Source organism: Nocardioides iriomotensis, assembly GCF_004168035.1.
GTDB classification, from domain to species: domain Bacteria; phylum Actinomycetota; class Actinomycetes; order Propionibacteriales; family Nocardioidaceae; genus Nocardioides_B; species Nocardioides_B iriomotensis.
This window is the reverse complement of record NZ_SDPU01000001.1, coordinates 117,608-139,865: the sequence shown is the minus strand read 5'-3', so window position 1 is coordinate 139,865 and position 22,258 is coordinate 117,608. Positions and strand designations below refer to the sequence as shown.

24 protein-coding genes are annotated in these 22,258 nt (G+C 73.7%); 8 read left to right on the top strand and 16 right to left on the bottom strand.

The window, feature by feature from the left end; genetic code table 11:
• Window positions 1-14: 14 nt before the first annotated feature.
• Window positions 15-866, bottom strand: coding sequence for a LysR family transcriptional regulator (locus ETU37_RS00670; protein WP_129984948.1), 852 nt, complete (start codon window positions 864-866; stop codon window positions 15-17).
• A 70-nt stretch (window positions 867-936) separates the two neighbouring features.
• Between ETU37_RS00670 and ETU37_RS00665 the strand changes: the two genes are divergently transcribed.
• Together ETU37_RS00665 and ETU37_RS00660 are read left to right on the top strand one after the other, a co-directional pair.
• Window positions 937-1,836 (top strand): EamA family transporter, encoded by a 900-nt coding sequence (locus tag ETU37_RS00665; RefSeq protein ID WP_129984947.1) that lies wholly within the window; start codon window positions 937-939, stop codon window positions 1,834-1,836.
• Window positions 1,837-1,860: 24 nt separating this feature from the next.
• Entirely contained in the window at window positions 1,861-2,667 is an 807-nt protein-coding gene (locus ETU37_RS00660) for a hypothetical protein (RefSeq protein ID WP_129984946.1), read from the top strand.
• A gap of 230 nt (window positions 2,668-2,897) precedes the next feature.
• Here ETU37_RS00660 and ETU37_RS00655 read toward each other — a convergent pair whose 3' ends face one another.
• The 3 genes from ETU37_RS00655 to ETU37_RS00645 form a co-directional block, all read right to left on the bottom strand.
• On the bottom strand, window positions 2,898-3,311 hold the full coding sequence (locus ETU37_RS00655) for a hypothetical protein (protein WP_129984945.1): 414 nt from the start codon (window positions 3,309-3,311) through the stop codon (window positions 2,898-2,900).
• 81 nt (window positions 3,312-3,392) lie between these two features.
• Window positions 3,393-4,115, bottom strand: coding sequence for a response regulator (locus ETU37_RS00650; protein ID WP_129984944.1), 723 nt, complete (start codon window positions 4,113-4,115; stop codon window positions 3,393-3,395).
• Window positions 4,108-5,412 (bottom strand): sensor histidine kinase, encoded by a 1,305-nt coding sequence (locus ETU37_RS00645; protein ID WP_129984943.1) that lies wholly within the window; start codon window positions 5,410-5,412, stop codon window positions 4,108-4,110. The genes ETU37_RS00650 and ETU37_RS00645 overlap by 8 nt, the downstream gene beginning before the upstream one ends.
• Before the next feature lie 132 nt (window positions 5,413-5,544).
• On the opposite strand from ETU37_RS00645, the gene ETU37_RS00640 reads away from it, so the two are divergent.
• Together ETU37_RS00640 and ETU37_RS00635 are read left to right on the top strand one after the other, a co-directional pair.
• A complete protein-coding gene (locus ETU37_RS00640; protein WP_129984942.1) occupies window positions 5,545-6,486 on the top strand; it encodes an ABC transporter ATP-binding protein in 942 nt (313 codons plus the stop codon).
• Complete coding sequence (locus ETU37_RS00635) at window positions 6,483-7,232, top strand: hypothetical protein (protein ID WP_129984941.1); 750 nt, start codon at window positions 6,483-6,485, stop codon at window positions 7,230-7,232. The genes ETU37_RS00640 and ETU37_RS00635 overlap by 4 nt, the downstream gene beginning before the upstream one ends.
• A gap of 7 nt (window positions 7,233-7,239) precedes the next feature.
• Here ETU37_RS00635 and ETU37_RS00630 read toward each other — a convergent pair whose 3' ends face one another.
• The 11 genes from ETU37_RS00630 to ETU37_RS00580 form a co-directional block, all read right to left on the bottom strand.
• Window positions 7,240-8,088 carry a fumarylacetoacetate hydrolase family protein gene (locus ETU37_RS00630; protein WP_129984940.1) on the bottom strand — a complete coding sequence of 283 codons (849 nt, stop codon included), beginning with the start codon at window positions 8,086-8,088 and terminating at the stop codon, window positions 7,240-7,242.
• A gap of 31 nt (window positions 8,089-8,119) precedes the next feature.
• Window positions 8,120-8,893, bottom strand: a complete 774-nt coding sequence (locus tag ETU37_RS00625; protein ID WP_129984939.1) for an SDR family oxidoreductase — start codon at window positions 8,891-8,893, stop codon at window positions 8,120-8,122.
• Window positions 8,878-9,789, bottom strand: a complete 912-nt coding sequence (locus ETU37_RS00620; protein ID WP_206053613.1) for a dihydrodipicolinate synthase family protein — start codon at window positions 9,787-9,789, stop codon at window positions 8,878-8,880. Before ETU37_RS00620 ends, ETU37_RS00625 begins: the two co-directional genes overlap by 16 nt.
• Window positions 9,786-11,012 (bottom strand): L-2-hydroxyglutarate oxidase, encoded by a 1,227-nt coding sequence (gene lhgO, locus ETU37_RS00615; protein ID WP_129984938.1) that lies wholly within the window; start codon window positions 11,010-11,012, stop codon window positions 9,786-9,788. The genes ETU37_RS00620 and lhgO overlap by 4 nt, the downstream gene beginning before the upstream one ends.
• On the bottom strand, window positions 11,009-12,193 hold the full coding sequence (locus tag ETU37_RS00610) for a CaiB/BaiF CoA transferase family protein (protein WP_129984937.1): 1,185 nt from the start codon (window positions 12,191-12,193) through the stop codon (window positions 11,009-11,011). The genes lhgO and ETU37_RS00610 overlap by 4 nt, the downstream gene beginning before the upstream one ends.
• Window positions 12,190-13,788 (bottom strand): tripartite tricarboxylate transporter permease, encoded by a 1,599-nt coding sequence (locus tag ETU37_RS00605; RefSeq protein ID WP_129984936.1) that lies wholly within the window; start codon window positions 13,786-13,788, stop codon window positions 12,190-12,192. Before ETU37_RS00605 ends, ETU37_RS00610 begins: the two co-directional genes overlap by 4 nt.
• A gap of 30 nt (window positions 13,789-13,818) precedes the next feature.
• Window positions 13,819-14,364, bottom strand: coding sequence for a tripartite tricarboxylate transporter TctB family protein (locus ETU37_RS00600; protein WP_129984935.1), 546 nt, complete (start codon window positions 14,362-14,364; stop codon window positions 13,819-13,821).
• Window positions 14,361-15,344 carry a Bug family tripartite tricarboxylate transporter substrate binding protein gene (locus ETU37_RS00595; protein ID WP_129984934.1) on the bottom strand — a complete coding sequence of 328 codons (984 nt, stop codon included), beginning with the start codon at window positions 15,342-15,344 and terminating at the stop codon, window positions 14,361-14,363. Before ETU37_RS00595 ends, ETU37_RS00600 begins: the two co-directional genes overlap by 4 nt.
• A gap of 76 nt (window positions 15,345-15,420) precedes the next feature.
• Window positions 15,421-15,909: a PaaI family thioesterase gene (locus tag ETU37_RS00590; RefSeq protein WP_129984933.1), complete on the bottom strand. Its 489-nt coding sequence runs from the start codon at window positions 15,907-15,909 to the stop codon at window positions 15,421-15,423.
• Entirely contained in the window at window positions 15,906-16,688 is a 783-nt protein-coding gene (locus tag ETU37_RS00585) for an enoyl-CoA hydratase-related protein (RefSeq protein ID WP_129984932.1), read from the bottom strand. Before ETU37_RS00585 ends, ETU37_RS00590 begins: the two co-directional genes overlap by 4 nt.
• A gap of 2 nt (window positions 16,689-16,690) precedes the next feature.
• Window positions 16,691-17,950 (bottom strand): CaiB/BaiF CoA transferase family protein, encoded by a 1,260-nt coding sequence (locus ETU37_RS00580; protein ID WP_129984931.1) that lies wholly within the window; start codon window positions 17,948-17,950, stop codon window positions 16,691-16,693.
• A 96-nt stretch (window positions 17,951-18,046) separates the two neighbouring features.
• On the opposite strand from ETU37_RS00580, the gene ETU37_RS00575 reads away from it, so the two are divergent.
• A complete protein-coding gene (locus tag ETU37_RS00575; RefSeq protein WP_129984930.1) occupies window positions 18,047-18,880 on the top strand; it encodes an IclR family transcriptional regulator in 834 nt (277 codons plus the stop codon).
• Complete coding sequence (locus ETU37_RS00570) at window positions 18,877-19,734, top strand: carbon-nitrogen hydrolase family protein (RefSeq protein WP_129984929.1); 858 nt, start codon at window positions 18,877-18,879, stop codon at window positions 19,732-19,734. Before ETU37_RS00575 ends, ETU37_RS00570 begins: the two co-directional genes overlap by 4 nt.
• On the opposite strand, the gene ETU37_RS00565 is transcribed toward ETU37_RS00570, so the two are convergent.
• Window positions 19,731-20,258 carry a hypothetical protein gene (locus ETU37_RS00565; protein ID WP_129984928.1) on the bottom strand — a complete coding sequence of 176 codons (528 nt, stop codon included), beginning with the start codon at window positions 20,256-20,258 and terminating at the stop codon, window positions 19,731-19,733. The two genes, ETU37_RS00570 and ETU37_RS00565, sit on opposite strands and share 4 nt — an antisense overlap.
• A gap of 149 nt (window positions 20,259-20,407) precedes the next feature.
• Between ETU37_RS00565 and ETU37_RS00560 the strand changes: the two genes are divergently transcribed.
• Complete coding sequence (locus ETU37_RS00560) at window positions 20,408-21,559, top strand: sensor histidine kinase (RefSeq protein ID WP_129984927.1); 1,152 nt, start codon at window positions 20,408-20,410, stop codon at window positions 21,557-21,559.
• Entirely contained in the window at window positions 21,556-22,251 is a 696-nt protein-coding gene (locus ETU37_RS00555; protein WP_276319659.1) for a response regulator, read from the top strand. The genes ETU37_RS00560 and ETU37_RS00555 overlap by 4 nt, the downstream gene beginning before the upstream one ends.
• Window positions 22,252-22,258 lie beyond the last annotated feature (7 nt).

Below are 22,258 nucleotides of genomic sequence, written 5' to 3'. Positions count from 1 at the left end.
GGCGCCCCCGGCGCTCATCGCGTGCCGTACGCAGCCCGGCACAGCCCGAGCAGCGCGTCCAGGCCCGGCGGCGGCTCGTCCGCCCACCACACCACGCGCACCGTGATCGACGGCGCGTCGGACAGCGGCCGGAACTCCACACCGCGCCGCGGGTGCTGCGCCGCAGTCGCCTCGGACGAGACGCCGGCGCACCGCCCGGCGGCGATCAGCGTCAGCCACTCGTCGACGCTCGTCGTGTCGCGGAACCCCGGCGCCGCGTCGGCCGGCCACAGCGCGGCCGACGTCGTGCCGGTCGCCGCGTCGACCGCGATCGTCTCGCCGACCAGGTCGGCGAGCACCAGCGACCCCCGGTCGGCGAGCGCATGGTCGGAGGCCAGCGCGGCGACCCGGCCCTCGACCCCGACCTCGGCCGACGCGAGGCGCGGGTCGTCGACCGGCACGCGCACGATCGACACGTCGCAGCGGCCCTCGACCAGCCCGGCGGACGGCGTGTTGGCGTGCACCAGCTCGAGGTCGGCGCCGCGGTCCCGCGACCAGGCGCGCTGCACCCCGACGGTGTGCTCGCCGAGGGCGGCCCAGGCGTAGCCGACCACGAGCCGGCCGTCGTCGGCCTCGGCGGACTCGGCGAGCCGGTCGAGCGCGGCCAGCACCCGGCGGGCGTGCGCGAGGACGCGGTCCCCGGTCGGTGTCAGCGCGACGTGGCGGGTCGACCGGGCCAGCAGCCGGTGCCCGACCACGGCCTCCAGGCGCTGCACCGACCGAGACACCGAGGCCTGCGAGGTGCGCAACGCGATCGCCGCGTCGGTGAACGTGCCCTCGTCGACGACCGCGACCAGCGCGCGCAGGTGGCGGGTGTCGACATCCATACGCGAAGCGTATCGACGTCGCGACGACAGCATTTCTCCGCGACCACGGGCCGGTCCCACACTCGTCGGCATGGCCCTGACCGAGACCGCGACCGCACCGCTCGCGCCACCGGCTCCGCCCGTCGCGGCACCCGGCCGCCGCACGGTGCGCGGCCTGCTCACGCTCGTCGTCAGCGGGGCCAGCAACCAGGTGGGCGCGGCGATCGGGGCGCACGCGTTCCCGGCGATCGGCCCGCCCGGCGTCGTCGCGGTCCGTCAGCTCGTCGCGGCCGCCGTGCTGCTGCCGACCGTGCGGCCGCCGGTCCGGCGCTACACCTGGGCGCAGTGGTGGCCGGTGCTGCTGCTCGGGCTCGTGTACGGCGGGATGAACCTCGGCCTCTACACCGCCGTCGACCGGATCGGCCTCGGTCTCGCGGTCACGCTGGAGTTCCTCGGCCCGTTGGCCGTCGCGCTCGCCGGGTCCCGCCGGTGGGTCGACCTGCTGTGCGCCGTCGCCGCCGGCATCGGCGTTTACCTGCTGGTGCTGCCCGGCTCGTCGACCGACCTGCTCGGCGTGGGCGCCGGGTTGCTGGCCGCGTGCTGCTGGGCGTCGTACATCCTGCTGAACCGGACCGCCGGTCGCCGGCTCCCCGGGCTCCAGGCGACAGCGGTCGCGAGCGGCGTCGCCACGCTGACCTTCCTGCCGGTTCTCGGCTACCTCGCGGTGACCGGTGCGTTCACCCCGGCCGCCCTGGCGTTCGCGGCGTGCGCGGGGCTGATGAGCTCGGTCGTGCCCTACGCCCTCGACCTCACCGCCCTGCGCACGGTGCCGGCGCGGTTCTTCGGGGTCTTCATGTCGATCCACCCGGTGCTCGCCGCGCTGGCCGGGCTGCTCATCCTCGGCGAGGTGCTCGCCGTGCACGAGGTCGCCGGCATCGGCGTCGTGGTCGCCGCGAACGTGGTCGCGGTCGCGTCACTCCCGCGGCGGTAGCGCCCGCGGCCCTACGGTGAGCGGGTGCCCCGCGAGCTGCCGGTCCTCTACGAGGACGTGACCGACCGGACCGACGTACCCGACCCCGCCCACCTCGACGTGGTCGCCGGCTACCAGGCGATCGGCTACCGGCAGGTGGCGCGCATCCTCGGGTCGGCCCGGGGCGGGATCGACGCGTTCATCCGGGACTACTCCGACGAGCACCGGGACGCGCTGCGCGTCGGGCTCTCCCTTCCGTCCGTGCTCCTGCTGAGTGCGGATGACCTGGTGCTGGTCCAGGTCGCCTGGTTCTACGGCTTCCCGGCCGTCATCGCCTCGACCGGGATGGCCGACGGCAGCCTGGTCGAGACGCACCGTCGCTGGGACGACGTACCGCCGTGGCCCAAGCGGGCGGAGCGGGTACGGCGGAGGGCGCGGCTCGACGGTGAGATGCGCCGCCCCGAGTCGCGGGGCCGGAGCATCCACGTGGTCGAGGGCGACGACCCCGCTTCGCTCGACGCGGCGCACCGGGGCCACGTGTCCCGGGCGAGGTCGACCCCCGTGCCGTCGGTGTCGAGCCCGGCCGAGCTGGTCCGGGAGGTCGAGCACCGGTTCCGTGGGTCGGTGGTGAGCGCGGACCGGTTCGTGCTGGTGCAGAAGCTGGCCGGCGCGCTCGTCACGGCCGTGGGCGCGATCGTCCTGCTGGCGCTGCTGGCGACCCAGCCCTGGCCGGCTGTCGTCGCCGGCGCCGTCGTCGTCGCGCTGCTCACCGTGCTGCTGCTGCCGCGGATGTACTTCTGGATCCTCTACGCGCAGTGGTACCGGCCGCGGTACCGCGCCCGTTCGGGGTGAATCACACCGTCCTTCCCAGACGAGTCGCTGCTTCGGCGGGAAGACGAACAGCCGCCCGGCGGGGGCTTACCCCGCGGGCGGCTGCACGCTCGTGCTCACCGGCCCGTCAGCCGCCTCTCGGCGAGTGGCCGCTCGCAGCGGCAGATGGTGAGGCCCGGGGGCATGATCCGGACCGGCTGCGGTGCACAACCAGGGGTCCCGGGGAGTTATTCCGGGCCCCCGCCGGTGGCTCAGCGACGTCGCGGGACGTGCAGGTGGGTCGGTAGCGCGGACACCGCGAGGCCGACGGACGCGATCACGGCGGCGGCGACCGAGACCCCGTGCTGACCTGCGGCGACGCCTCCGGCGGCCGTCAGCGCGAGCGCGAGCGACAGCAGGGCCGGGACGGGTGCGGGCTTGCTCGTCGCGCGGATCCGGCCGCGCCGCTCCTCGTCGCCGAGCGCCACGAGAGCGAGCAGCACCTGAGGGATGATCGCTCCGGCCATCACGACGTACGGCCACACGTGGGTGTCCAACCCGGCACGGTGCGCCATCAGCGCAGCGACGGACACCACCACGGCGGCGGCGACCTGACGGGCGGCGTACTCCACGAGGACGGGGCGGGTGGGCCGCGTCGCGGCGCGGTCACGGACCGTTGGCGTCATGTGTTCCTCCCCTGAGGTGCCCGTCCATGGTCCGTCAGGCACCCGGCCCCGTGTGGCGGAACGGCGAGATCGGCCCGGGGATCACTCAGCAGGTGAGACGAAACCGCTCTCGTACGCCGCGATCACGGCCTGGGTCCGGTCCCGCGCCCCGACCTTGACCAGCACGCGGGAGAGGTGCGTCTTGACCGTCTCGGCGCTGAGGAACAGCCGCTCGGCGATCTCGGCGTTGGAGAGCCCGGCCGCGACGAGCCGGAGCACGTCGACCTCGCGGGCGGTGAGCTGGGGGAGCGCGGCCGCACCACGGGCGGCCGCCGCCGGCTGGTGGTCCGCGATGAGCCGGCGGGTCAGGTCGGGCAGCACCAGCGACGTGCCGGACGCGACGACGCGGACGCCGTGCACCAGCTCCTCCGGCTTGGCCCGTTTGAGCAGGAAGCCGCTGGCGCCCGCCCGGAGCGCCCGGTAGAGGTAGTCCTGGTCCTCGAACGTCGTCAGCACGAGCACCCGCGGCCGGCCGTCGGCACCCCCGGCCCCGTGAGCCCCGTCGGCCCCGTCGGTCTTGGCGTCGCGGTCGCCGACGAGACGGCCGGTCGCCTCGACGCCGTCCATGTCGGGCATCCGGACGTCCATGATCACCACGTCGGGGTCGGTCTCGGCCACCACGTCGAGCGCCTCGCGGCCGGTGCCTGCCTGGCCGACCACGGTGAGGTCCCGCTCGGCCTCGAAGATCAGGCTGAGCCCCGACCGGACCAGCACGTCGTCGTCGACCACCACGAGGCGGGTGGGCGCCTGCGTCGCGTCAGCCATCCAGCCCCCGCACCGGGATCGTCGCGCGCAGCTCGAAGCCGCCCTGCTCGGTCGGACCCGCGTCGACGCGCCCGCCGGCCGCGGCGACCCGTTCGCGCAGCCCGGTCACGCCCCGCCCCCCGCCCGGGCCGGGCCGCGGCTCGCTGCGCGTGGGTGGCCCGTTGCGCACCCGGACGACGGCGTCGCCGGCCTCGCGCCGTACGTCGACGACCGTGGGCGGCGTACCCGCGTGCCGCAGCACGTTGGTCGTCCCCTCCTGGATGACGCGGTAGGCGAGCCGGCTCACCGGCAGCGGTACGTCGGCGTGGCCGAGGTCGAGCGACACCGACAGCGGCAGGCCGCCGTCGCGCAGCCCGGCGACCAGACCGGTCACGTCGCGCAGGTCGGGGGCCGGCAGGTCGGCGACGGTCACGTCCACGCGCCGGTCGTCGAGCACGGCCAGCGCGCGGTCGAGCTCGGCCAGGGCGGCCCGCGTGTTGTCCTCGATGTGCTCGAGCGCCTGCCGCGCGAACGCCGGGTCGACCGGTGCGTCCGGCCGGTCCGGGTCGGGGGTCAGCGTGCGGCGGGCGGCACCGGCCTGGAGCAGGCTCGCGGTCAGGTTGTGGCCGATGGTGTCGTGCAGGTCGCGGGCCACGCTGTTGCGGCCGGCGAGCCGCTGCGAGGTCTGCCGCAGCTCCTCGATCCGCTCCTGCGGGGCGACGCCCAGCATCGTCGGCGCGACCGCGGTGACCACGAGCACCGCCACGTCGACGACCCGCACGGCGACGACCCAGACCACGACGGTGCCGAGCGCGAGCACGATCCCGTCGAGGACGGTCGAGGTGCTGGAGCCGAGCAGCGTCGCCGTCGCGAACGCGGTGCTGAACGCGGCGGCGAACACCGCGGCCGCCATCAGCAGCCGGACGCCCAGCCAGGCCAGCGTCCACCACGTGCTGGCCGACGACAGCAGCGTGCGCAGCCGGGTGACCACGCCGGGCAGGTGCCGCACTCGGAGCCCGTCCTGCACCTCGACGTGCAGCATCCGGCGGGTCAGCGCCCGCTCCGGGCCGCCCAGGGCGCGGGCCAGCATGATCACCGCGAGGAACAGCAGCAGGCCGACGCCCTGGACCGCCGTCACCATCGCGAGCACGAGCATCGCGAACAGCGCGGCGTACACGACACCCAGCGGAACGCTCACGGCGGCGTACAGCAGCCGCGTCCTCAGTCCCTCCCGCCTCGGCAGCGCGATGCCGCGCAGCGTGCGCAGGAACGACGTCGGCCGCTCCGGAGGCATCGCGAGGGTGGGCTGGTCCGGCACGCCACGATGATCGCAGGTGGCGGGCGTTCGGCGGGTCCCCCGCGAGGGTGGACCCGGACCCCTCGGTCGGGGGAGCAGGAGACCGCGCCCGGGTGACGCGCCGGCGCCGGCGCGCCCGCGAGGCTCGACGACATGGACCACACCAGCAGCGGGATCAGCGTCCGCGGACTCACCAAGAGGTACGGCGAGGTGCTCGCCGTCGACCACCTGACGTTCGACGTGGAGCCGGGCAAGGTCACCGGCTTCCTGGGTCCCAACGGGGCCGGCAAGTCCACCACGATGCGCATGATGCTCGGCCTCGACAAGCCCACGGAGGGGTCCGTGCTCGTCAACGGCCGTCGGTTCGCCGAGGTCGAGGAGCCGCTGCGACACGTCGGCGCGCTGCTCGACGCGACGTCGGCGCACCCCGGCCGCACCGGCCGCAACCACCTGCGGGTCGCCGCGCGTACCAACGGGATCCCGCTCGACCGGGTCGAGGAGGTCATCGACCAGGTGGGCCTCGGGGCGGCGGCGAAACGGCGGATCAAGGGGTACTCGCTCGGCATGCGGCAGCGGCTCGGGATCGCCGCGGCGCTGCTCGGAGACCCGGAGGTGCTGCTGTTCGACGAGCCCGTCAACGGGCTCGACCTCGACGGCGTCCGCTGGATCCGCGACCTGCTGCGCGGCCTCGCCGCCGAGGGCCGGACCGTGCTGGTGTCGAGCCACCTGATGAGCGAGATGCAGCAGACCGCCGACCGGCTCGTGATCATCGGCCGCGGCCGGCTCATCGCCGACGCGTCGGTCGACGAGGTGCTGCTCGGCCTCGGCCGGCGGCACGTCCGGGTGCGGGTGCCCGACCCCGACCTGCTGGCGCAGGCCCTCGGCGCACGCGGCGTCACCACGCACCGGGTCGGCGCCGACGAGCTGCAGGTCGACGGCTGCCCGGCCGAGTCCGTCGGCGAGGCCGCGCACCGGCTCGGCCTGCCCGTGCACCACCTCGCCGAGGTCGACCAGTCCCTCGAGCACGCCTACCTCGAGCTCACCGCCTCGGCCGTCCAGTACCACGGCCACACCCCCGAAGGAGCCCTCACATGAGCACCGCCGTCCTCACCCGGACCGTCCACGCGGAGTGGCTGCGGCTGCGGACCGTCCGCGCGTCGTGGTGGTTCCTCGCCGCCGGGGTGGTCAGCATGCTCGGCATCGCGACGATCGCCGGCCTCGAGGAGCGCGCGGAGTCCGGAGGTCCCGCCGCGTCCGCCTGGCTCGCCGCGGTGATCACCACGATGCCCGGCCAGTTCGCGTTCTACGGCCTGGTCCTGCTCGCCGTGACCGCCGACTACTCCAGCGGCGGCATCATCCCCACGCTGCAGTGGACACCCCGTCGGATGGTGCTGTTCGTCGCCCGCACCCTGGTGCCGGTCGTCGTCGCGACGGCGGCCGCGGTGCTGCTCGCCCTGGCCGCGACCACGCTCGTGTGGGCGATGGTCCCGGAGTTCACGATGCCGTGGGGCGAGGCCGACGTCCTCGGCACGGTGGCCCTGGTGGTCGGCTCCGGGTGCCTGCTGAGCGTCGGCCTCGGCTTCCTGTTCCGCAGCACCGCCGGCGGCCTGGTCACGGTCTTCCTGGTGATGCTCGTGCTGCCGCTGATCCTGCCGCAGTTCGGCTACGACTGGATGCTCGACATCGCGCAGGTGCTGCCCGGGTACGGCGCGGCGTACCTGCTGTTCGGCGAGGACATGGGGATCACGACGACCTGGGCGGTCACGGTGCTCGCGGCCTGGGGCGTGGGCGCGCTGGCGCTCGGCGCCGCGCGGCTGGTCACCCAGGACGCGGACAACTGAGATTCCGTCAGCCGGCGACGACCGGGTTGAGCAGCCCACCGATCCCGGGGATGCGGCACTCGGCCACGTCCCCGGGACGGATGTGGATCGCGCCGGGGGTGCCCGTCGAGATCACGTCGCCGGGGAACAGCGGCATCACCGCGCTGTGGAACGCGACCAGGAACGCCGGGCTGTAGCGCATGTGCGCGACGGTGTTGGTGCGGGTCTCGGAGCCGTTGACGACGGTCGACACCTCGACGTCGGCGAGGTCGCCGAACCGGTCGAGCACCTCGGCCATCGGGACGATCTCGGGGCCGAACGAGAAGAAGCCGGGGAAGTTCTTCGACCGGGTCAGGAAGCGCGGGTTGCGCTGGAGGATGTCCTCGGCGGTCTGGTCGAGGATCGTGGTCACGCCGAAGACGTGGTCGAGGGCGTCCTCCTCCGACACGTTGCGGCACTCGCGCCCGATCACCAGGCCGAGCTCGCCCTCGGCGGTGGTGCGCTTGCTCTGCGGCGGGATCGGGATCGCGTCGCCGGCGCCGATGATCGTGTGGTCGCCCTTGATGAACGACGCCGGCTCGTCGGGCACGCTCTCGCTCAGGTCGGCGGCGTGGTCGACGTAGTTGAGGCCGATGCCCCAGATCTTGCGCGGCCGCCGGTACGGCGCGGTGAACCGGATGTCCGCGGCGGGCGTGAACGCGGCGTCGTCGGCCTTCGCGGCCAGGGTGGCGAGCTCGTCGTACCGGCCGTCCTCGAGAAGCGCGAGCAGCGTCGGCGGGGCGTCGTCGGTGAGCGCGGCCAGCGGCACGACGCCGCGGTCGGGGTCGACGAGGACCGGGACGTCGCTGCCGTGGCGGTCGATGGTGGCGAGGTGCACGGGGTCTCCTGGGGGATCGGGGGAGCGGAGGTCAGTAGCCGGCGACGAGGCCGCCGTCGACGCGGACCTGCTCGCCGGTGACGAACGCGGCGGGCTCGCCGGCGAGGAACGCGACGACGGCGCCGAACTCCGCGGGCCGGCCGTAGCGGCCGGCCGGGATGGTGCCCTCCGACGACGTGCGCGCCTCCTCGCGGGTGCGTCCGGTGCGCTCGGCGGCGGCCTGGTCGAGCTGGGCGACGCGGTCGGTGTCGATCCGGCCGGGCAGCACCATGTTGACGGTGACCCCGTCCTTGGCGACGGCGCCCGCGAGCGTCTTGAGGTACGCCGCCAGCGCGGCGCGGCCGACGTTGGAGGCGGTGAGCGTCGGGATCGGCTGCTGCACGCCGCTCGAGCCGATCGCGACGATACGGCCCCAGTCGGCCTCGCGCATCGCGGGCAGCAGCTCCGTGACGAGGGCGACGTGCTGCTTCAGGAGCAGGTCGACCGCGGCCTGCGCGGTGTCGGCGTCGAACGCGTCGGCGGTGCCGGGCGGCGGCCCGCCGCCGTTGAGCACCAGCACGTCGACCCGGCCGAACGCCTCGCGCGCGGCCGCGGCGATGCGCTGCGGCGCGCCGGGCTCGGTGAGGTCGGCGACGACACCGGCCGCGGAGGGCAGCGCCGCGACGAGCTCGTCGACCATCTCCCGGCGGCGTCCGACGACGACCACGTGGGCGCCCTCGGCGGCGAGCGCCTCGGCGGACGCGCGGCCGAGGCCGGCGGTCGAGCCGAGGACGAGGGCGACCTTGCCGATCAGGCCGAGTTCCATGCGATCTCCTTGTCTGGCAGGGGAAGCCGGGCGAGGTGGGCGTCGAGCACGGGCAGCAGCGGCGGGGGCAGCGTCGCGGCCGGCGGCCGCACCAGTCCCGTCGCCAGCACACCACGGCGGCGCAGGATCTCCTTGCGCAGCGCCAGGCCGATCTGCAGCTGGCCCTCGAAGTTCGCCAGCGGGAGCCACGGCGCCCACGCCTCGGCGACGGCGTCGAACCCGCCGGCGTCGTACGCGTCGAGCGCGGCCCGGAGGCCCTCGGGGTGGCTCATCCCGGTCATCGCGCCGGCCGCGCCGCACGCGAGCTCGTCGACCAGCCCGACGCCACCGAGGCCGCCGAACACCGGCGCGCCGACGGCCGCGGTCAGGGCGGCGATCGACGGCGGGGTCGGCGCCGACTCGGCCTTGACCGCGGCGACGAACGGCGCGCAGCGGCGCGCCACGTCGACCAGCGCGTCGGTCGCGACGCGCACGTTGGACACGGCGGGGTAGTCCTGCAGGACGACCGGCAGCCCGGTGGCCTCGTGGACCGCGGTGAGGTGGTCGACGACGACGTCGGCGCGGGGACTGTTGACCTGCACCATCAGCGCGACGGGCGTCCGGGTCGCGGCGTCGAGGCAGTCCCGGGCCTGGTCGACCACCACCGCGGTGGTCCGCCCGGACATGCCGAGCACGACAGGTCCGTCGTACGACGAGGTGACGGTGCGGACCACGGCGCGCTGCTCCTCGCGGGAGAGCGCGTCGGCCTCGCCGAACACGCCCAGGGCCACGACACCCTGCGCGGAGACCGACCGGGCGAGCTCGAGCTGGCGCGCCAGCGAGGCGTGGTCGAGTGCGAGGTCGTCGTCGAACGGCGACGCGAGCACGACCCACAGGCCGCGAGACAGGTGTGTCACCTCGCGCCCGCTTCCGACGTGCGGCCGAGCATCGCGTCGACGAGGTGCTCGGCGATCGCGAGGCTGGACGTGGCAGCCGGGGAGGGCGCGTTGCGCAAGGCGGTGACGGCACCCTGCGTGCTGATCAGGAAGTCGTCGACCAGCGAGCCGTCGGGCTGCAGCGTCTGGGCGCGGATGCCGCTGGGACCGGCCACGACGTCCTCGGTGCGCAGCTCGGGCACGTAGCGCCGGGCGGCCGCGACGAACCGGCGCTTGCTCAGCGAGCCGGCCATCTCGGCCGCGCCGGTGCGCCAGTGCTGCCGGGCGAACCTCCGGAAGCCGGAGTAGGCCGCGATCTCGCGCAGGTCCCTGGCGGACACCGTGCCCCACGTGTAGCCCTCGCGGGCCAGCGCCAGCACGGCGTTGGGGCCGACCATCACCTCGCCGTCGACCCGCGGGGTCATGTGCACGCCCAGGAAGGGGTAGCGGGGGTCCGGCACCGGGTAGATGAGCCCGTTCACGAGATCGCGCCGGTCGGGACGGAGCAGGTAGTACTCGCCGCGGAACGGCACGACCTTCGGCTCCGGGTCGTCGCCGGCCTGGGCGGCGGTGTGGTCGGCGTGCAGGCCGGTGCACAGGACGACGCGGTCGAAGCGCTCCTCCCGCACGCCGCGGGCGGTGCGGCCGCGCAGCCAGACGCCGCCGGGTTCCTGGCGGATGCCGACGAGCTCGGTGCCGAGGTGCACGCTGCCGCCGTCGGCGACGACGAGGTCGGCGAGCCTGCGGGTGACGCCGGGGAAGTCGACGATCGCGGTGGTGGGGGAGTGCAGCCCCGCGACACCCTGCACGTGCGGCTCGATCTCGCGCAGCTCCGCACCGGTCAGCCGGCGCACGCCCGGCACGCCGTTGGCGCGGGCCTTCTCCTCGATCGCGCCGAGCCGGCTCTCCTCCACCTCGTCCAGCGCCACGAGCACCTTGCCGCACTCGTCGTACCGGATGCCGTGCCCCTGGCAGAACTCCTTCAGCATGCCGACGCCCTTGCGGCACAGAGTCGCCTTCAGTGAGCCGGGCTGGTAGTAGAGGCCGGCGTGCACGACGCCGCTGTTGCGGCCGGTCTGGTGCGCGGCGAGCCGGTCCTCCTTCTCCCACAGCGTCACGGTGCCGTCGGGGTCGACCTCCTGGAGGCGGCGCGCGACGGCGGCGCCGAGGATGCCGCCGCCGACCACGGCGTACGACGAGGTCATCGAGCCTCCTCCTGCTGGTCCAGCCACGGGGCCTCCCACCTCTGCCACTCCGCCGGTTCGTGCTCGCCGAGCAGCGGCGGTGGCACGGTCGACGCCGCGGTGGTGCCGTCGTAGCGCAGCGCCCCACCGGGGACGGCGACGTCTCCCAGTGTGGCGTGCGCGAGGTGGTGGACGAGACCGAGGTGGTGCACCTGCTCCCAGTCGTACACCTCGGGCATGGTCCGGATCCGGCCGGCGGGGATGCCCGCGTCGACGAGCTCGGCGATGACGTCGTCGGCCTTGCGGTCGGCGAGCAGCGCCTCGAGCTCGGCCTGCAGCTCCGCGACCCTGGCCACGCGCAGCGCGTTGGTCGCGACGTCGGGCCGGTCGTGCGGGATGCCGACGACCGCGGCGAACCGGCGCCACAGCGCCTCGGAGCCGACCGCGATGACGAGGCTGGAGTCGGCGCAGCGGAAGGTGCCGTACGGCGCGATCGAGGGGTGCCGGTTGCCGGTGCGGACGGGGTCGACGCCGGCGGTCAGCCAGCCCGCGCCCTGGAACGCGTGCACGGCCGTCACCGCGGCGAGCAGGCTGGTCTCGACGGCGCGGCCGGCGCCGGTGCGCTCGCGCTCGTGGAGCGCGGACATCACGCCGAAGGCGCCGAACATGCCGGCGAGGAGGTCGGCGATCGGCAGTCCGACGCGGGTGGGCTCGCCGTCGGCGGGGCCGGTCAGGCTCATCAGCCCAGCCTCGGCCTGCACGATCTGGTCGAAGCCCGGCCGGGCGCCGTCGGGACCGCCCGCGCCGAATCCGGTGATCGACAGCGTCACCAGCCGCGGGTTGGCGGCGCGGAGGTCCGCCGGGTCGAGACCGAGCCGGGCGAGCAGCCCGGGCCGGTAGTTCTCGACCAGCACGTCGGCGCTCGCGCAGAGGGCGCGGAGCCGGTCCGCGCCCTCCTGGCTCTTGAGGTCCAGCCGGACCGAGCGCTTGCCCCGGTTGGCCGAGAGGAAGTACGCCGACTCGCGCTGCTCGTCGTCCGGCGCCCCGGTGAACGGCAGCCAGCCGCGGCTGTCGTCGCCGGTCGGTGGCTCGACCTTGAGCACGTCGGCGCCGACGTCGGCGAGCATCATCGTCGCGTAGGGCCCGGCCAGCGCCCGGCTGAGGTCGACGACCCGCACCCCGGCGAGCGACTGGTGACTCATGCAGAACCCACCTTGTCGTGCTCGCGGTCCTCGCCGGCGTTCGCGTCGACGTCGGTGTCGTCGCGGCGCTTCCGGCCGACGCGGGCCATCGCGGTCGACGACGCCTTCTTGATGCCCTTGCCGGCCAACGGCAGGGCGAGCATCACGACCATCGCGGCGAGCAGCACCTGCGAGGTGCCGCGCTCGAGGAAGATGTCGAAGCTGCCGCCGGAGATGATCAGCGTCTGCCGCAGCGACTCCTCGGCCATCGGGCCGAGCACGAGGGCGATCACCAGGGCGGCCGGGTTGAGGCCGAAGCGGCGCATGAAGAAGCCCAGCACGCCGCAGGCGAGCATGATGCCGACCTCGATGATGCTGCCGTTGACGGTGAACGTGCCGAGCACGCAGACCACGATGATGACCGGCCCGAGCACCCGGAACGGCACGCGGGCGATGCTGGCGAACGCCGGGATGCAGAAGATGTTGACCAGCAGCAGCATCACGTTGCCGAGGTACATGCTGGCGATCAGGCCCCAGGCGAACTCCGGGTTCTGCTCCATCAGCAGGGGACCGGGCTGCAGGCCCCACATCATGAAGCCGCCGATGAGGACCGCGGTCGAGGCCGAGCCCGGGATGCCGAGGGTCAGCAGCGGCACCATCGCGCCGGACGACGCCGCGTTGTTGGCGGCCTCCGGACCGGCGAGCCCCGCCATCGCCCCCTTGCCGAACTTCTCGGGGGTCCTGGAGACCGACTTCTCGAGGTTGTACGACATCAGGGAGGCCACTGTCGCGCCGGCACCGGGGGTGGCGCCGACGAAGAAGCCGAGCAGCGAGCCGCGGGCGATCGGGCCGGCCGACTCCTTGTAGTCCTTCTTGTTCGGCCAGAAGCCGCGCGAGCGGGCGGAGACGTTGAAGTAGCCGAGCTTCTCCAGGTGGCCGCCGCGCCAGAGGGTGTGCAGGATCTCGCCGACGCCGAACAGGCCGATGGCGACCGGGATGAAGTCGATGCCGTTGATCAGCTCGACCGACCCGAAGGTGTAGCGCTGCTGGCCGGTGCCGATGTCGATGCCGACGGTGGCGATGGCGAAGCCGATCAGGGCGGAGAGCGCGCCGAGCAGGCGGTTGCCGCCGATGATGACGACCAGCGTGAGCAGGCCGAGCACGACCACGAGGAACAGCTCGGGCGGGCCGAACGTCGCGGCCACGGACGCGGTCACCGGGGCGGCGACGCTGATCAGGATCGCGCCGACGGTGCCGGCGACGAACGAGCCGACCGCGGCCATCACCAGCGCCGGCCCGGCCCGTCCGGCCTTCGCGAGCGGGTACCCGTCGAAGGTGCTCGCGACGGTGGCCGACTCGCCGGGGGTGTTGATCAGGACGGACGTGATCGTGCCGCCGTACATCGCGCCGTAGTAGACCGCTGCGAGCATCACCACCGCGCCGGTGGGGTCCATGGTGAAGGTCAGCGGCAGCAGGATCGCCAGGCCGGCGCTGGGGCCGAGGCCCGGCATCACGCCGACGATCATGCCGAGCATCACGCCGGCGAGGAGCAGCAGCATGTTCCCCGGCGTGAGCACGGCCATGATGCCGGCTGCCAGGTTGTCGAACACGTCCATGAGATCGGGTTCCCGTCGTCAGGGGTCGGGTCAGAACCGGGGCAGGACGCCCTCGGGGAGGCCCGCGTTGAGCAGGGTCTGGAAGAGCAGGTACAGCGCCAGCGGCAGCCCGAGTGCCACGGCGATGTTGAGGAGCAGGTGCTGCCGGTTGAGCAGGAAGAGCATCGCCAGCAGGAAGACCGCCGACGACACGATCGCGCCGAGGCTCACGAGCGTGACCAGGAAGACCAGCGACGCCAGGACCATCAGGGCGAGCAGCCTGGGGTGCTTGCCGAGGTCGGCGTCGCCCACCTCGTCCTCGAGTGCGACCACCTCGTCCTCGGCGGCCGGCGCCCGCACCGCGGCCACCAGCGACCACAGCGTGAGGGCCAGGCCGGTGATCCCGACGATGCGCGGGAAGAAGCCGGGGCCGATCCGGCCGGCCGCCGTACGCCACTCGAGGGCGAACGCCATCTCGGTGTAGACGGCCAGGACCACCAGCAGCGCGGTCAGGAAGACCGTCTTGGGGCGCACCCACCCGGGAGCCCGGCCCGTGGACCGGGCTCCCGTCGTGGCGTTGGCGTGCACTGCGGTCACAGCGCGCCCAGCTCGGTCAGCTGCTCCTCGAACGACGACTGGGTGTCGTCGAGGTAGGCCGTGAAGTCCTCGCCCCACTTCTCGTCCTTGAGCAGGTAGTTCTCGTCGAGGTAGTCCTGCCACTCGGGCGTGGTGACGACCTCCTTCATGGTGTCGATCCACCACTGCTGCGCCTCCTCGGGCGCGTCCGGCGGGAGGATGAGGCCCCGGGGCATCGACGGGATGTCGGAGATGCCCTCCTCCTCGGCGGTCGGCACGTCGGCGAGCGCGTCGAGCCGCTCGGGACCGGTGAAGAGCAGCGCGTTCATCTGGCCGCCCTCGATCTGGCCCATGATCGAGCCGGGGTTGGAGATCATCGCGTCGATCGCGCCGGAGAGGAGCGACGTCTGCATCTGGCCCTCCTCGTTGTAGGGCACGTAGTCGATCTTGTAGCCGTTGGCGTCGGCGACCATCTGCTGGACGATGTAGTCCACGTTGACGGTGCCGATGCCGCCGACCGCGACCGTGCCCTTCGACTTGGCGTACTCCACCCACTCGTCGTACGTCGACCACTCGCCGTCACCTGCGGTCATGAGCAGGGCGTAGTCGGCCGCCATGAGCCCGACCGGCGTGAAGTCGGTCGGCTCCCAGCCGGTGTCGGCCTGGAGCGGGGTGGTGATGAACGAGCCGGACGTGGTCGAGATGCCGTAGCCGGTGCCGGACTGGCCGAAGAGGTAGCCCCAGCCGGTCGCGCCCGAGCCGCCCTCCTTGTTCTCCACCACGATGTTCTCGGGGTAGAGGTCGTTCTTCTGCAGGATGTCGACCATGGTGCGGGCCATGATGTCGTTGCCGCCGCCGGGACCGAACGCGATCGTCCAGTCCATGTCCTCCGACGGGTAGTCACCTCCGGCGCTGGTCCCGTCGGCACCTCCGCCGCACGCGCTCAGCGTCAGCACCATGCCGGACACCGCCGCGGCGGCGGCCGTCCACTTGCGATTCATCGTGTTCCTCCTGGTTGGGTGGCGCGTCCGCAGGGGACGGGGGCGCCGGTCGGACTGGTCGATCGGGTGTCGCTGCTCATCCGGCGTCGAGCCGGTGCCACGAGCCAGTGCCGAGGGCGGTGAGCTTGCCGTCGGCGTCGGTCATGCGGGACTCGAGGTGGACGATCCGGCGGCCGGCCCGGACGAGGCGACCGGTGCACGTCGCGTCGCCGGTCAGCGGCCGGAAGAACCGCATCTGCATCTCGATGGTCACGGCGGCCGAGAGGTACTTCTTGCAGAGGTGACCCATCGAGATGTCGAGCGCCGTCGTGACGATTCCGCCGTGCACGGATCCCTGCGGGTTGCAGAGGTGCGCGCCGTAAGGAAGGACGACGGTGCAGGTCTGCTCCGCGTCGTCGTAGCTGATCCCCAGCTGCAGGAACCGGCTGAGGAAGAACGAGCCGAACTCCCACGCGGGGTCCGCCGCCGCGCTGCGCGCGAGGGCGGCCAGCGCGTCGGGGTCGACCCGGGCCGCCGGGCGGTCGAGCGCCGGCTGGTCGAGCTTGTCGAGACCACCCGTCGTCATGACCACGTGAACCTCGGCGAGCGCTTCTCCATGAAGGCGCGGACACCCTCGGCGAAGTCCTCGGTGTCGAACGACGAGTTGCGCAGGTCGGTGGTCGCGTCGTCGTCCACGACCTGGCCGGCCACGACCTTGTCGACCATCTGCTTGCCGGCGCGCACGCTGAGCTGCGCGCGGGTGCAGACGGTCTCGGCGAAGTCGTAGGTCAGCTTCTCGAGATCGTCCGGCTCGACGACCTCGTCGAACAGGCCGAGCTCGTAGGCCCGCGCGGCGGGGATCTGCAGACCGCTCATGAGCACCCACTTGGCGCGGGACGGGCCGACCAGGTCGACCATGCGCTTGGTGGACTCGAGGCTGTAGACCAGGCCGAGCTTGGCCGGGGTGATCGCGAACTTCGCGCGGGTGTCGGCGAAGCGGAGGTCGCAGGCGAGCGCGAGGCCGGCGCCGCCGCCGATGCAGTAGCCGTGGATCATCGCGATGGTCGGCTTGCGGACGCCCTCCAGCGCGTGCTCGGCCGCGGCGACCTTCTCGTTGTAGGCCTTGGCCTTCACCGCGTCGCTGCGCTCGGCCTCGAACTCGGTGATGTCGGCGCCGGAGGCGAACGACTTCTCGCCGGCGCCGCGCAGCACGACGACCTTGACGCCGCTGTCGTTGTCGAGGTCGCGGAGCACGTCGGGGAGGTCGCGGTACGTCGCCACGTTGAGCGCGTTGTGGCTCTCGGGACGGTTGAGGATCAGGGTCGCGACCTCGCCGCGACGCTCCACCACGAGGTGGTCGGACATGCTCAGCTCTCCTGCCGGTCGGGGTGGGCGTCGAAGACGACCTCGTCGGTGAACAGTGCCGCGATCTCGTCGTCGCCGAGGCCGGTCTCACGCAGCACCTCGGCGGTGTGCTGGCCGAGCCAGGGGGCCGGGCCACGGACGGCGAAGTCGAGCCCGCTGAACTTCGTCGGCGGGCCGATGGTCCGCATCTCGCCGATGATCGGGTGGTCGAGCTCGGCGACCATGTCCCGGGCGATGACGTGCGGGTCGCTCAGCGTCTCGTCGAACGTGAGGACCGGGCCGCAGGGGACGCCGGCCTCGTCGACGCGCTTGATCCACTCGTCGGTCGTGCGGGTGGTGGTGATCGCCTCGATCTCCCGCTCGAGCTCCTCGATGTTGGACATCCGGTCGGGGAGGGACGCGAACCGCGGGTCGGTCTCCCACTCCGGCCTCTCCAGCGCCGTGAGCAGCCGGAGCCAGAGCCGGTCGTTGGCGGCGCCGATCGTCACGTAGCCGTCGCTGGTGCGATAGGCCTGGTACGGCGTGGACCGGCGGTGCCGGGTGCCGGTCGGCTGCGGGACCTCGCCGGCGCCGAAGTACGCGCCGGACTCCCAGACCGCCCATGCCAGGCCGGCGTCGACGAGGGAGATGTCCATGTATTGGCCCTCGCCGGTGGCCCGGCGCTGCATCTCGGCGGCCATGATCGAGTAGATGGCGGTGGCGCCGGCGGCGATGTCGTTGATCGCGATGCCGACCTTGGCCGGGCGGCCGCCGGGCTCGCCGGTCATCCGCAGGAAGCCGACCATGCCCTGGGCCATGATGTCGAAGCCGGGGCGGTCCCGGTACGGGCCGGTCTGGCCGAAGCCGCTGATCGAGCAGTAGAGGATGTCCTCGCGGACCGCCGTGAGGTCGTCGTACCCGATGCCGAGGCGCTTCGCGACGCCCGGCCGGAAGTTCTCGATGACCAGGTCCGCGTCGGCGGCCATCCGCCGGAACACCGCGAGCCCCTGCTCGGTCTTGAGGTCGAGGGACACCGACCGCTTGCTGCGGTTGGGCATCGCGAAGGGGTAGCTCTCCCCGTCGATCTTCGGCGCCAGCCGCCGCGAGTCGTCGCCGGTGTGCGGCTGCTCGATCTTGATGACGTCGGCGCCGAGCTCGGCGAGAACCATCGTGCAGTAGGGCCCGGAGAGGAAGCGGGTGAGGTCGAGGACGCGGAAACCGGCGAGCGGGAGGGCTGGACTTCCGCTTCCTGCTTCCCGTATCGTGGGATTGCTTACCGTCATGCGGGAACTGTGTCAGACGACACAGAGGCGGTCAAGGGTTCGGATCCGGAAATTCACGACTGGTGCAGACTTCTCTGCGTGGCGAAGGGTGGAGCGGTGTCCCCAGCAACCGACGGGCGCGGCGGCGTGCAGTCGATCGACCGCGCGGTCGCGATACTGCGCTGCTTCGACGCCCACCACTCCTCGCTCGGGATCAGCGAGATCGCCCGGATGACCGGGCTGTCCACGAGCACGACGCACCGGCTGCTGGCGTCGATGACGAGCAACCGGCTGCTGGCCCAGTCGCCGGACCGGAGGTACCGACCGGGACCGCTGCTCGTGCAGCTCGGCCGGTCGGGTGCCGTGCCCTCGACGCTGCAGGGCGCGGCCCGGCCGTTCATGATCGCGCTGCGCGACGAGGTCGACGAGACGGTCGGGCTGCACGAGCTGCTCGCGACCGGCGAGCGCGCGGTGGTCGACCAGGTGGAGAGCCGCCAGGAGCTGCGCCGGCACTACACCGACATCGGCGTGCCCATCCAGCTCGTGCACGGCGCGCCCGGCAAAGCGATCCTGTCGACGCTGCCGTGGGCGCAGCAGGTGCGCGCCCTCGAGCAGGAGATCGCCGCCATCACCGACCGCACGGTGACCGACCCGGTCGTGCTCGCCGCGGAGCTGGCGGTGGCGCGGAAGCGAGGCTGGGCCGGCTCCGACGCCGAGCGCACGCCGGGCATCCGGGCCCTGGCCGCGCCGGTCTTCGACCACACCGGGAAGGCGGTGGGGGCGCTCGGCCTCTCGGTGCCGACCGTCCGGATGGACGATGCGCGCGCCGGCGAGCTCGGCGCACGGGCGCGCGACGTCGCCTGGGAGGTCTCCGAGGCGCTCGGTGCCACCCGCGAGGCCGTCGACCGCCAGCTCGCGCTCGCCGAACCGTCCGAGGAGGACGCACGATGAACGCTCCCGCTCGGCTGCGCGTCGCCGCTGGGCAGGCGACGTCCGTGCCGCGCGACGTCGCGGCCAACGTCGCCACCGCCTGCTCGCTCGTCACGACCGCCGCCGACCAGGGCGCGCGCGTCGTGGTGCTGCCCGAGCTGTTCCTCACCGGCTACGCGGCGGAGGAGTGGCGGCACGACGACTCCCTGGCCCTCGACGCTTCGACAGGCTCAGGAGGGCCCGACGAGCGGCTCCGGCCGCTGGCCGACCTCGCGCGGGAGCGCGGCGTGACGGTGGTGGCCAGCGCGGCCGTCCGCCGGGCGCTCGACGCATCCACCCTGTCGGCGGTCGTGCTCACCCCGGACGGGGAGGTGCGGGCGCCGTACGACAAGCAACACCTGTGCGGCCTCGAGGAGCAGGGCTTCTTCACCGCCGGCGACCACGGCGCGACCATCGTCGTCGACGGCTGGGAGCTCGGCCTCGGCATCTGCTACGACGGCTCGTTCCCCGAGCACGCGGCGTCCGCGGCAGCGGCCGGTGCGACGGCGTACCTCACGCCGGCCGCGTTCTTCACCGGCTCCGACCACCGCCGCGACCTCTACTACGCCGCCCGCGCCATCGACAACGGCATCTACGTGGTCTTCGCCGGGCTGACCGGCACCTGCGGCGCGTCGTCGTTCAGCGGCGGCAGCGCGGTCTACGACCCCGAGGGCCGGGCCGTCGCGCGCACCGGCGCGGACGACCCGGCGGTCGTCGTGGCGGACCTCGACATCGCCGAGGTCCGCCGCGTGCAGGACGAGGTCAACACGGTCGCGCGCGACCGCCGGGACAGCCTCGGCCACCGGGAGCGGCTCGAGGTCGGCCGGGCCGGCTAGGCAGCGGCCGGCTCGGAGACCCGCGCCGAGGCGGGCTGCAGCAGCGCCGCGACGCCGAACCACGCCGCGGCCCAGGCCACGGTGCCGACGCCGTCGCCGAGCGCGACCATGCCGACGGTCCCCGCGGCCAGGCAGAGACCGGCGAACCGCGGCGTCAGGCGCCGCCGCAGGTCGAGGACCGCGAGCACGAGGTAGCCGGCCAGCACCAGGAGCAGGCCGAGCATGAACACGGGTCCGAGCACGTCGTGCGCCGCGACCAGCGTGGCCGTCGCGGCGACAGCGACCAGCCCGCACCCCGCGGCCGGCACCCGCCAGGCGACCCGCCTGCCCCGTCCGGTGGCGGCCCGGGAGAGCAGCCAGAGGGCGAGCGCGGCGGACCAGAGCGCGGCGGCGAAGAGCGCCTCGAGGGCGTAGTCGAGCGGACCGGCGAACGGCTGGGCCTGGACGTGCGGGACGTCGATCGCGGCGGTGGCGGCGAACAGGGTGCCGGCGACGAGGGCCGCCGGACGAGCGGTGAGCTGCATGGTGACTCCATCGGTGGGGCCGGCGGTTCCGGCCGTCGACGGAAAGGTAGGCACCGGCAGCACCCCGGGTCGTCGGCCCGCGGCCCGAACCCGACGTACGACCGTGGTCCGACGCCACGGGCCCCCTGCGGCCCTAGGGTGGCGCCACCATGGACCGCAACCGCCTGCCGCAGCGCCTACCTCTGGGCCAGCTGCTCGACGCCGTCGTCGCCGCGGCGTTCTGCGTCGTGGGACTGGTCGAGGTCCTCGGCCAGCCGCTGGCCGAGGACGTCGTCGAGGGCCCCGTCGCCCTCAACGTCGTCACGGTGCTGCTCGGGACGCTGCCGCTGGCCGTCCGCCGCCGTGCGCCGTTGGGCGTCTCCCTCGTCCTGTACGGCGTGCTCGCCGGACGGGCGCTCGTGGCCGACCCGCTCGAGCTCTACGCCACCTACCTCGCGCTGCTCGTCGCGACGTACACGGTCGCCTCCTACGCGCCCCTGCGCGACGCGCTGCTGTCGGCGGCCGTCTCGGTGCTGGCCCTCGCCGTCGCCGTCGTGCAGGGGAGCGGGACCGACGCGGCCCCGGACCCGGTCGCGTCGCTCGTGCTGTTCGGCACCGTGTGGCTGGTCGGCCGCGTCGTCGGCGTCCGCAACGAGCGGGCGGCGGCGCTGCTGCACGCGCGTGACGAGCACGCGGCTGAGGCCGTGGCGGCCGAGCGCGCCCGCATCGCGCGCGAGATGCACGACGTCGTGTCGCACAGCCTGGCGGCGATCGTGATGCAGTCGAGCGGGGCGCGCAACGTCCTCGACCGCGACCCGGACCGGGTGCGCGACAGCCTCGGCGCGATCGAGCGCTCCGCCCGCCAGGGCCTCGAGGAGATGCGCCGGCTCCTCGGGCTGCTGGGCGAGGAGGACGACGGCTCGCTGCAGCCGCAGCCGGGACTGGCGCGGCTCGACGACCTGGTCGCCGACGTGCGCGCGACCGGCCCGGACGTCACCCTCCAGGTGCACGGCGAGCTGAGCGACCTGCCGCCGGCCGTCGACGTGTCCGCCTACCGTGTGCTCCAGGAGGCGCTCACCAACGTGATGAAGCACGCGCGCGCCGCGCACGTCCGCGTCGACGTCCGCCGGCTCGGCGACTGCCTCGAGCTCGAGGTCGTGGACGACGGCACCGCGGAGCCGGACGAGCTCGGGGCCCTGGCCGGGTCCGGGCGGGGGCTCGTCGGCATGCGCGAGCGCGTCCGGGTGCTGGGTGGCTCGGTCGAGACGGGTTCGCGGGAGCCGGGGCCCGGCTTCCGCGTCGCGGCGAGGATCCCGGTGTGACCGGGCCGGCTGAGTCGCCTGTGTCGGTCGTGCTCGTCGACGACCAGGACCTCGTCCGCGCCGGGCTGGACATGATGCTCGCCGGGCTCGACGACGTTGCCGTCGTCGGGCAGGCGGCCGACGGTCTCGAGGCCGTGCGTGTCGTGGAGGAGAAGCGGCCCGACGTCGTGCTCATGGACCTGCGGATGCCCGGTATCGACGGCATCGAGGCGACCCGGCGGATCCGGGCCGCGGCGGTGGACGAGCTGCCGCGGGTCGTGATCCTGACGACCTTCGACCTCGACGAGTACGTCTTCGCCGCGTTCAAGGCCGGGGCCAGCGGTTTCCTGCTCAAGGACGCGCCCCGCGAGCGCATCCTCGAGGCGGTCCGTCGGGCCGCCGACGGCGACGCGCTGGTCGCCCCGTCGGTCACGCGGCGGCTCATCGAGCACTTCGTGAGCCCGCAGCCGCCGCGCGCCGTACCCGTGCCGGGCCTGGACGAGCTCACGCCGCGCGAGGCCGAGGTGCTCGAGCTGATCGGGCGAGGGCTGTCCAACCGGGAGCTGGCCGACCGGCTCGTGGTGAGCGAGAAGACCGTGAAGACGCACGTCGGCCGGATCCTCGCCAAGCTCGGCCTGCGGGACCGCGTCCAGGCGGTGATCCTCGCCTACGAGGCCGGCATCGTCCGCCCCGGTGACGCAGCCGACGGCTAGCCTCGGC

Bases quoted from the DNA above. Each gene is read 5' to 3' on its own strand.
- ETU37_RS00670 (WP_129984948.1), bottom strand. From the start codon at position 866: ATGGATGTCGACACCCGCCACCTGCGCGCGCTGGTCGCGGTCGTCGAC.
- ETU37_RS00665 (WP_129984947.1), top strand. From the start codon at position 937: ATGGCCCTGACCGAGACCGCGACCGCACCGCTCGCGCCACCGGCTCCG.
- ETU37_RS00655 (WP_129984945.1), bottom strand. From the start codon at position 3,311: ATGACGCCAACGGTCCGTGACCGCGCCGCGACGCGGCCCACCCGCCCC.
- ETU37_RS00650 (WP_129984944.1), bottom strand. From the start codon at position 4,115: ATGGCTGACGCGACGCAGGCGCCCACCCGCCTCGTGGTGGTCGACGAC.
- ETU37_RS00640 (WP_129984942.1), top strand. From the start codon at position 5,545: ATGGACCACACCAGCAGCGGGATCAGCGTCCGCGGACTCACCAAGAGG.
- ETU37_RS00635 (WP_129984941.1), top strand. From the start codon at position 6,483: ATGAGCACCGCCGTCCTCACCCGGACCGTCCACGCGGAGTGGCTGCGG.
- ETU37_RS00625 (WP_129984939.1), bottom strand. From the start codon at position 8,893: ATGGAACTCGGCCTGATCGGCAAGGTCGCCCTCGTCCTCGGCTCGACC.
- lhgO (WP_129984938.1), bottom strand. From the start codon at position 11,012: ATGACCTCGTCGTACGCCGTGGTCGGCGGCGGCATCCTCGGCGCCGCC.
- ETU37_RS00610 (WP_129984937.1), bottom strand. From the start codon at position 12,193: ATGAGTCACCAGTCGCTCGCCGGGGTGCGGGTCGTCGACCTCAGCCGG.
- ETU37_RS00605 (WP_129984936.1), bottom strand. From the start codon at position 13,788: ATGGACGTGTTCGACAACCTGGCAGCCGGCATCATGGCCGTGCTCACG.
- ETU37_RS00595 (WP_129984934.1), bottom strand. From the start codon at position 15,344: ATGAATCGCAAGTGGACGGCCGCCGCCGCGGCGGTGTCCGGCATGGTG.
- ETU37_RS00590 (WP_129984933.1), bottom strand. From the start codon at position 15,909: ATGACGACGGGTGGTCTCGACAAGCTCGACCAGCCGGCGCTCGACCGC.
- ETU37_RS00585 (WP_129984932.1), bottom strand. From the start codon at position 16,688: ATGTCCGACCACCTCGTGGTGGAGCGTCGCGGCGAGGTCGCGACCCTG.
- ETU37_RS00580 (WP_129984931.1), bottom strand. From the start codon at position 17,950: ATGACGGTAAGCAATCCCACGATACGGGAAGCAGGAAGCGGAAGTCCA.
- ETU37_RS00570 (WP_129984929.1), top strand. From the start codon at position 18,877: ATGAACGCTCCCGCTCGGCTGCGCGTCGCCGCTGGGCAGGCGACGTCC.
- ETU37_RS00565 (WP_129984928.1), bottom strand. From the start codon at position 20,258: ATGCAGCTCACCGCTCGTCCGGCGGCCCTCGTCGCCGGCACCCTGTTC.
- ETU37_RS00560 (WP_129984927.1), top strand. From the start codon at position 20,408: ATGGACCGCAACCGCCTGCCGCAGCGCCTACCTCTGGGCCAGCTGCTC.